Origin of the sequence: Shewanella surugensis (assembly GCF_023284005.1) — a bacterium.
Lineage (GTDB): Bacteria > Pseudomonadota > Gammaproteobacteria > Enterobacterales > Shewanellaceae > Shewanella > Shewanella surugensis.
The window spans coordinates 1-7,374 of sequence record NZ_JAKIKS010000182.1 but is presented as its reverse complement, the minus strand read 5'-3'; the positions used below and the strand labels follow the sequence as shown (position 1 = coordinate 7,374).

Here is a 7,374-nt window from a genome sequence, read left to right as displayed (position 1 = left end):
GATTATATCGCACACTGTTTGGAACAATTATCCTCTCCCAACTGCGACCTCAATAGTCTCTTACCCTGGCACGTTAAACTAAGCAAGGCGTAGTTCGCCGGACGCTCACTTTGTAGTTTTGCTTAATACGCTTTTGTTCATTGAGTTTTGCACGAACAGATTGAATTTCAGGTTGAACATATTCCCCTTTTTCTTCAGAAATATCGGCTTTCACTTGTTTTATCTTTTGCACAAACTCAGGGTAGTAGTAACCACTGCCATTGCCTAGATTCGCTTCTTCTTCAACAGCTCTCACACTTAACTTTCGTGTAGCCGGAATACGTTTGGTTTTACCATGTGCAATACGCTCTAATGCTGCCTCCAATACCAGTAGAGTGTTTTCTCTCTTACTCATAATTCTGTCACCTTTAATTCAGCCTCAAAAGGCGTAAACTCCATATCAAAATCCTTCATGACGTTTTCTGCTGCCCTGACTTGGGTAATATAGTGGCTACGCTCACTTATTGATATCTCTTCATCTAACTCCATGTAAGCAACTAGGCTTCGGTGCTTTTTCTGCCACCATTGCGCCTGTTCTTCATCGATAATACTACTCTCTGATTCGCAGTTAACACAAAACTGAGGCATTACAACGCCATCCATATTGCACTTATAGCCATTCTTGCAGTAGCTATGTGCCGTACCATGAAGTGTCAATGTACGTCTCTTAACCGCTTGGTATATGGTATCCCAACAGCTGTATATATGCGGGATATCATTTCTCATTTTGACAATGGTTTTGCCGTGTTTACCCGATAATGGTTGGTCAGAATGCCATTGTTTGAAAATCTTACTGGTGGTGCTTTCAACGTTGATTTCATCAAGCGCTTTTTGAACTTCAGTATCCAGCTTAAGGCTTCTCATACTTGCCAATTGCCCGCCATTGGTGTACCACTTGGTCATCGATAAATATAGGTGTTTAAATTGCTGTTTGAGAGCAACTACTGTGCCTAATCGGTGCTTAATGCAGTAGAAAGCCAATGAGCGTCTAAATTGGTGGGTTGTTAGATGCCAGGGGTCCCCTACAATCACTTTTTCTTTCACTTTGTCAAGAGAGCGCGGATTTGATTCTACACATTCTTGGTAATCATCCTCTATGATCATGAAATTAAACTGCTTACAAAATCGTTGGAGCCTTTCATTCCAATTTCCGATGATTATTGGGAGCTTAGAACGATAACCTTGATTACACCAAAGTGTATTATTAAAGGTGTTATCTGCTTGTTTTATTTGTTCACGCCAAGATCTTGTTAGTGCCTCGGCTAAATTAATGGCTTGTTTAACGATAGGGGCAGTAACCCATGTTTCTCGTTTTTCACCCAGCTTAAAAGTACGTGATTGCAACATATGGTAATCTCGACCACCAAATGTGTCCTTGTAGTAGCTCTTTGGCGTTAATTCATTGAGTTCTGATTCACGCATACCAGAAAAGCCGCCACAAGCGATATAACATGCAGTGATAAGTTGGCCTAGATAACGTCTAAATTCATCACCATTATTGAGAGTAACCCCATTAATAACATCGGTAAGTGGTTTAATAATATCTCTTGTCTCGCGTGGTACCCAATCACCTATAGCTGTTCTGTATTTACGGCTATCAATAATATTTCCATCAATGTCAGTACATGAAAAACGACTACTTCTTCTTATTTTACTATCAAGTATGCGCTTACCTTCTAGGTAATTTTCTTGCAATTCATTCTCAACTTGAACTATTTTCATTTTGTTAGGTAGTGCACCTTTAATTAACTCGATAGCTTTCCCAAATATCGAATTACTGAGCCTTTCCGGTATCACTAGAGTTTGTTGTTTTGTCTTTTTGCTGAGACTTTTAGCAAGATTGATACTTGCAATTTTTGTCTCAAATCCAAATGAATATTTTAGCCAAGGCTCTAAGCTGATGGCGTGATTAATTCCCACAAACATCCTATGCAAGCTACCTTGGGTTAAGTCTTTTTCGATTAACGTTTCTTCAAAATCTGCCCATTTTTTCTTATTGGAAAGTTCAGATAATGAAGGTTCATCCAATAGTTTTAGATATTTGTATGCCCCTTTTATAGCACTGAATTGAGTCTCTAATGTTGAGAAAGTTGGCGATTTTGATTTTCTAGTATTTTTATTAAAAAGCCAGCCATAAGCCAAGAGCTTTAATTCAACTTGCAATTCTGGTGTATCATCTAAAAACGTAAAATCAAAATGATTTTTAGATTTTTTACGACTAATAGGATGTAGCTTCCAATCATTATCACCAAAGCAAGCAGTAATATTTCCCTCTCTATCTCGACATATCACAACATTATTTAGCGTACCCCAATATTGTTGTTGAAATAGATTTATTACCTCCACTTCAAGTGCTTTAAATTGTTCAGGGAAGTCTTCAGGATACAAAGAAATATGGCTCATTTGTTGCTCTCTTTTGTTGAAGGTTTTGGTATCATGGATATAATTGATTCAGTGTCATCCCAAAGAGGGTGATTTCCTTCATCATTAACCTTGGCTTCCGCTTTCTTTAAAATATTTCTCTTAATTTTTGGCAAAATATTGTTATCAATATAAGTTACAATATCTTCAAAGTTTTGTTGGTAATGATGTGCATCTAAATGCACATAAAGTGAATCTTCGATACACGATCGAAACGATAATAAACACCAAATATCGCTGACAGATTGGACGATAACTTGCTCAGGGCAACCAAAGCACGCCAATAAATCCGCACAGGCTAATTTTTCACCTTCTTTAAGTAGGTTATGCTTCCTTGCTCTGCGGTTATAGGTTTCTGATTTTTCGCCAAAAGGGTTTGAGCAACTGCTACCGTTAGGCGTTCGACTCAATTTTGGTATGTGAACTTTGTATTCTTCATCAATGGTTAGCACTTCAATTCCTAACGAGATTTGTGCTTTCTTTATGCTTAGCTTACTTTCTGCTTGCTCTTGCCTAATAGCGATCGTATCTTGCATCATTGCGTTATTTGTGTGTTTGTTACCACTGCTATAATGCTTTTTTCGTACATTAAGTGTGTTATCCATTAAAATATTACTAGCAATCTCTCCTTGATAATAGGCCGTGAGTTGAGCTCCTGTTTCTCTAAATCGAGAAATTACAGGACGCAATCTTCTACCTGTTTGGTCTTTTAATGCAAACTTATTATCTAGCCAATTCTTACAAAAACCTTGAAGCGTTATTCCTTTCATTGGTTGAGGTTTTTTACTCGCTACGGTTTGTAGCAACAAGCCACTATTAGAGCTATCTAACTCTTTCGATACTTCGAGTAATTTATCAAAGAAGCCCATGCAGTATTTCGGAACTTCAAGATTATGCTCGCCCATCTCTACATTAATGCTTTTGAATGCTCTTCGTTTAAAAGCCGGCATCGTGTACCATTCTTCACCAAGCGAAGTCGAGGTGTTATTAGGGCGTATCAAACCAAAAATGACTCCTGTATTGGAGTAGGTGTAGTAACTCAAAAGATAGGTTGCAGCACACATCATCTTAGTTATTGAACCGCAGAGTTGATACTCTTTTCCTTGCCATTTAAAAATCATGGTTCGGGTCATTTTATGAGCGGTTATATGCTTTTTAGGGTTCTCAATAAACTGTTTTGAGGTTTGGTTGAAAATTTGTCTAAATAATGGAAGTAATTGATTTAAATCACTTCTACTATAAGCCTCAAAAGACTCTTGATCACTGTTACCCATCAATGGAATAGTAGCAAAGCACTTATTAGGAAAGTCTAAAAAATTTCTAAATACTACCGTTAAATCTGACAGTTTTTTACTATAAGTCGTTCTCTTTATTTTCTTTAAATAGACTTTCTTTACTAAATAATCAAAATACTCTTGTAATGAATGCTGAGAGAAATATTCGACATACTCTTTTTCACTCCACCTAAGGTATTGTAAAATTTCCCCAAAATAATTATAGAGGGTGATATGTGAGGTCCCTTCTTTCATTTTTTCAACAAAGCGGTCTTTTAATTTCAAAATGAATTCATCACGTTTAGCCGAAATAACGTGCTTCCCTTGTTTTAAATATTTTGTGCTGGGAATATCTAGATATAATAGACGGTTAAAGTCACATAATAGGTTATTATCGGTATCTGTTTGAAGACATAGGGATGCATTCCAACCGCTTATATAGATAACATTACTCATCTCCCGCTCCTAATGCTTCGTTCATGATGGTGTCCAATATGCCGAACTTCACCTTAAAGACCTCTTTGCGCTTGAGGTAACGCAAATATTTCCAAGTGGTGCTTAAATCCTTATGTCCCATCCAGCCCATTAATTGATCCAAGCATTCAGAAGGTGGTAGCTGAGCATCAAGTAAGTCACTCAACCTGTAAGTACAATAGGTTGCTCTTAAATCATGAAAGCGGTGTTTAGCAAAGGTATCAGATCTTTGCACTACAGCTCTTAACTCTGCCCACCGAGCATTAATCGTTTGTGCTTTAACAGGATTGCCTTGTTGACTGACGAATAAAGGTTCGTGACGTTCACATCGCTCAAGCTGATCTATTGTTTCCTGCTTGCGTGAAACGTGGTAATCATTAAGCTGCTCTAGTTTTGGATACAATTTGTTAGCGCGATGTAACCTTCGCTCTGACACTCTGTATTGATTCAATGATTCGAGTAATTCTAAGGAAATTTCGATATGTCGTTCTTTTCCATACTTAGTCTGAACTCCTGTCATTTTAGGGCTCAGTAGCAGTTCATAGCGGTGATTACTTTCAGCAAGTGGGACTGCTGAATCTAAGGCATCCAAGCTGAATGTACTTACCTCTTCAATACGCATTCCCGTATCAATGGCAAGTAATACTTGCAGCCTAAGCTCTTTTGATGCTTTGGGTAAATGAGCGGTTAAAGAACTCAGTGATTCACGACTAAGGGGCGAGAGTGGACGTACATTCTTACTCTGGCTATCTTTGGGTACTTTGATTCTTAGGTCACTGGTAGATACTGTAAATGTAGGTTGAAAATGAGCTAGGATCCCTTTATTTTGGATTTGAACAAACTCCATTTTAAAGGGGGCCTCTTGCTCTCTGTGAATCTTTAGATAGCCATCATGCACCGCCCACAAATAGAAGTTTTTAACATGGTTGATATAAGTGTTGGCAGTGCTTGGTGCTAACTCCTCACGCTTAATGAGTGTCAATAGGTGAGCGCGGAATTGATAAGTGGGTTTAAGCCTTTTTAACGAGGGAAAGCGATCCCATTCAAAGTTGTTATCTTCAATGAATTGGTAGTATTTGAGTAGAGCACGACTACAAGGGTTGAGGTCTTTAGCTTTCTTTGTCGCTTTGAGGTAAAAGAGGTAGGTATTTGGTTCATGAAGAAATACACCTTCACGAGAGAAAAGTGTAGGTAGTGAACCGATATTCTTTTTAGTGGGTTTACAATGGTAAGTGCTACCATCATTGAGTTTTAATTCTGTTTCTTTGTAAACATCACTGGACTGTATTAGTTGAGTCATTAGTTTCACCTAGAAAGAATACTGGCTATAAGGTATAACCAGTATTGAATATTTTCCAGATTTACTAACGTATATTGACTAGGTTTCTACACTAACCTGTCATGGTGACAAATTCTTCGGCACCTGTTGGGTGAATGGCAACAACAGCATCAAAATCGGCTTTAGTCGCGCCCATTTTCATGGCGACGCCAAACCCTTGTAAAATTTCATCCATACCATAGCCGATACCGTGGATGCCAACGACTTTTTGCTCCTTACCTGCACAGACCAATTTCATTTTACAGGCTTGGCGATGAGCAGTGATGGCGGTATACATAGAGGTAAAGCCTGACGTGTAAACAGTGACGTTATCTTCACCATATTGCGCTTTGGCTTCAGGCTCTGTCAGTCCCATGGTACCAATGGCGGGGTGACTAAACACGACGGTTGGGACGTAGCTATAATCCATTTTAGCATCCGTCATACCGTTAAATAATCGTTCTGATAATAAGCGACCCGCTTTCACTGCAACAGGTGTTAATTCAACACCGTTAGCCATGATATCACCGACACAATAGATCCCTTCATGGGTGGTGTTTTGTTGAGGATCTGTGATGATATAGCCTTTATCATCTAATTCAACTTGGGTATTTTCAAGGCCGATATGACTTGTTGATGGGTGGCGGCCGATAGCCCAAATGATGCAATCTACTTCAAACGTTTCACCACTTTCGAGTTCATAGGTTAAACTGCCATCATCGTTTTTACTGATAGATTTTGAAGCCGTGTGAGTGTGTAAATTTAGCCCATCGGTTTGCATTGATTCGACTAAAGCTTCACTGAGCATGGGGTCAAAATTGCGCAGTGGTGAATGCTTACGAACAAATAAATGGGTTTCGCTACCCAGGGCATGCAGTACCCCAGCGAGTTCAACGGCAATGTACCCCGCACCAATGACCGCTACGCGTTTTGGTTGTTTGGTGAGAGCAAAAAATCCATCAGAGTCTATACCTAAATCGGCTCCGGGAATATCGGGGTAACTTGGGGTGCCACCTGTGGCAATTAAAATATGATCAGCAGTGTAATTTTCACCATTAACTTCAATGGTTTTACTATCAATGAAACGACCATAACCTTTGATAACCGTTACGCCATTACTGTCTAAGCCACGATCATAGGCACCATGAATGCGGTCGATATAGGCTTCACGACTGGCAACCAATGTCTTCCAATCAAATTGATTAACGCTAACATCAAAACCATAATCTTTAGCATAAAGGTGCATGGCTTCTGCAACTTGAGCGCCATACCACATGACTTTTTTAGGCACGCAGCCCACATTGACGCAGGTGCCGCCAAGTTCTTTGGCTTCGATAAGTAATACTTTAGCGCCGCGCATGGCTGCACGGTTAGCGGATGCTATGCCGCCGCTGCCGGCACCTAGACAAATATAATCAAAATGTTGAGCCATCGGGATCTCCAAAACAGTAAAATAAGGCATTGTGCCTGATGTGACACAAAGAAGCGAATAACCCATGTGCGGGAGTATTAAGGTTTTTAAGTTTGATTTATTGCTTCAATATTGAACATATTTAAATAAATTTATTTGATTTTGCCACCATCATTTAAATAATACTATTTGGTTTACATTTTATATAAACAGAATACTCATTATCTTTTCCATGTGATTGAGATCATGTGATTGATACACTTCGCTATGTATTAATCTTTTTGCTATACAAAGGTCTTGACTCTACTTTTAAACGATAATGATATACTAGGGGGCGTTGACAATTACGCTAACCAAATCATAGAAGCAGCTAATTGAAGCGTCCCTAAATAGTACTTAGCCTTTCTCTCATAGCGCGTAGCCACTCTACGGAACTG

5 protein-coding genes are annotated in these 7,374 nt (G+C 39.0%); all 5 read right to left on the bottom strand.

The features are described 5' to 3' along the window. Positions 1–73: 73 nt before the first annotated feature. Positions 74–394 carry a hypothetical protein gene (locus L2764_RS24875; protein ID WP_248943058.1) on the bottom strand — a complete coding sequence of 107 codons (321 nt, stop codon included), beginning with the start codon at positions 392–394 and terminating at the stop codon, positions 74–76. Continuing rightward, positions 391–2,442 carry a site-specific integrase gene (locus L2764_RS24870; RefSeq protein ID WP_248943057.1) on the bottom strand — a complete coding sequence of 684 codons (2,052 nt, stop codon included), beginning with the start codon at positions 2,440–2,442 and terminating at the stop codon, positions 391–393. The genes L2764_RS24875 and L2764_RS24870 overlap by 4 nt, the downstream gene beginning before the upstream one ends. After that, entirely contained in the window at positions 2,439–4,190 is a 1,752-nt protein-coding gene (locus tag L2764_RS24865; protein ID WP_248943056.1) for a hypothetical protein, read from the bottom strand. The genes L2764_RS24870 and L2764_RS24865 overlap by 4 nt, the downstream gene beginning before the upstream one ends. Further along, on the bottom strand, positions 4,183–5,508 hold the full coding sequence (locus L2764_RS24860) for a tyrosine-type recombinase/integrase (RefSeq protein WP_248943055.1): 1,326 nt from the start codon (positions 5,506–5,508) through the stop codon (positions 4,183–4,185). The genes L2764_RS24865 and L2764_RS24860 overlap by 8 nt, the downstream gene beginning before the upstream one ends. Before the next feature lie 91 nt (positions 5,509–5,599). Further along, positions 5,600–6,958, bottom strand: coding sequence for a glutathione-disulfide reductase (gorA, locus tag L2764_RS24855; protein ID WP_248943054.1), 1,359 nt, complete (start codon positions 6,956–6,958; stop codon positions 5,600–5,602). Positions 6,959–7,374: the final 416 nt, after the last annotated feature.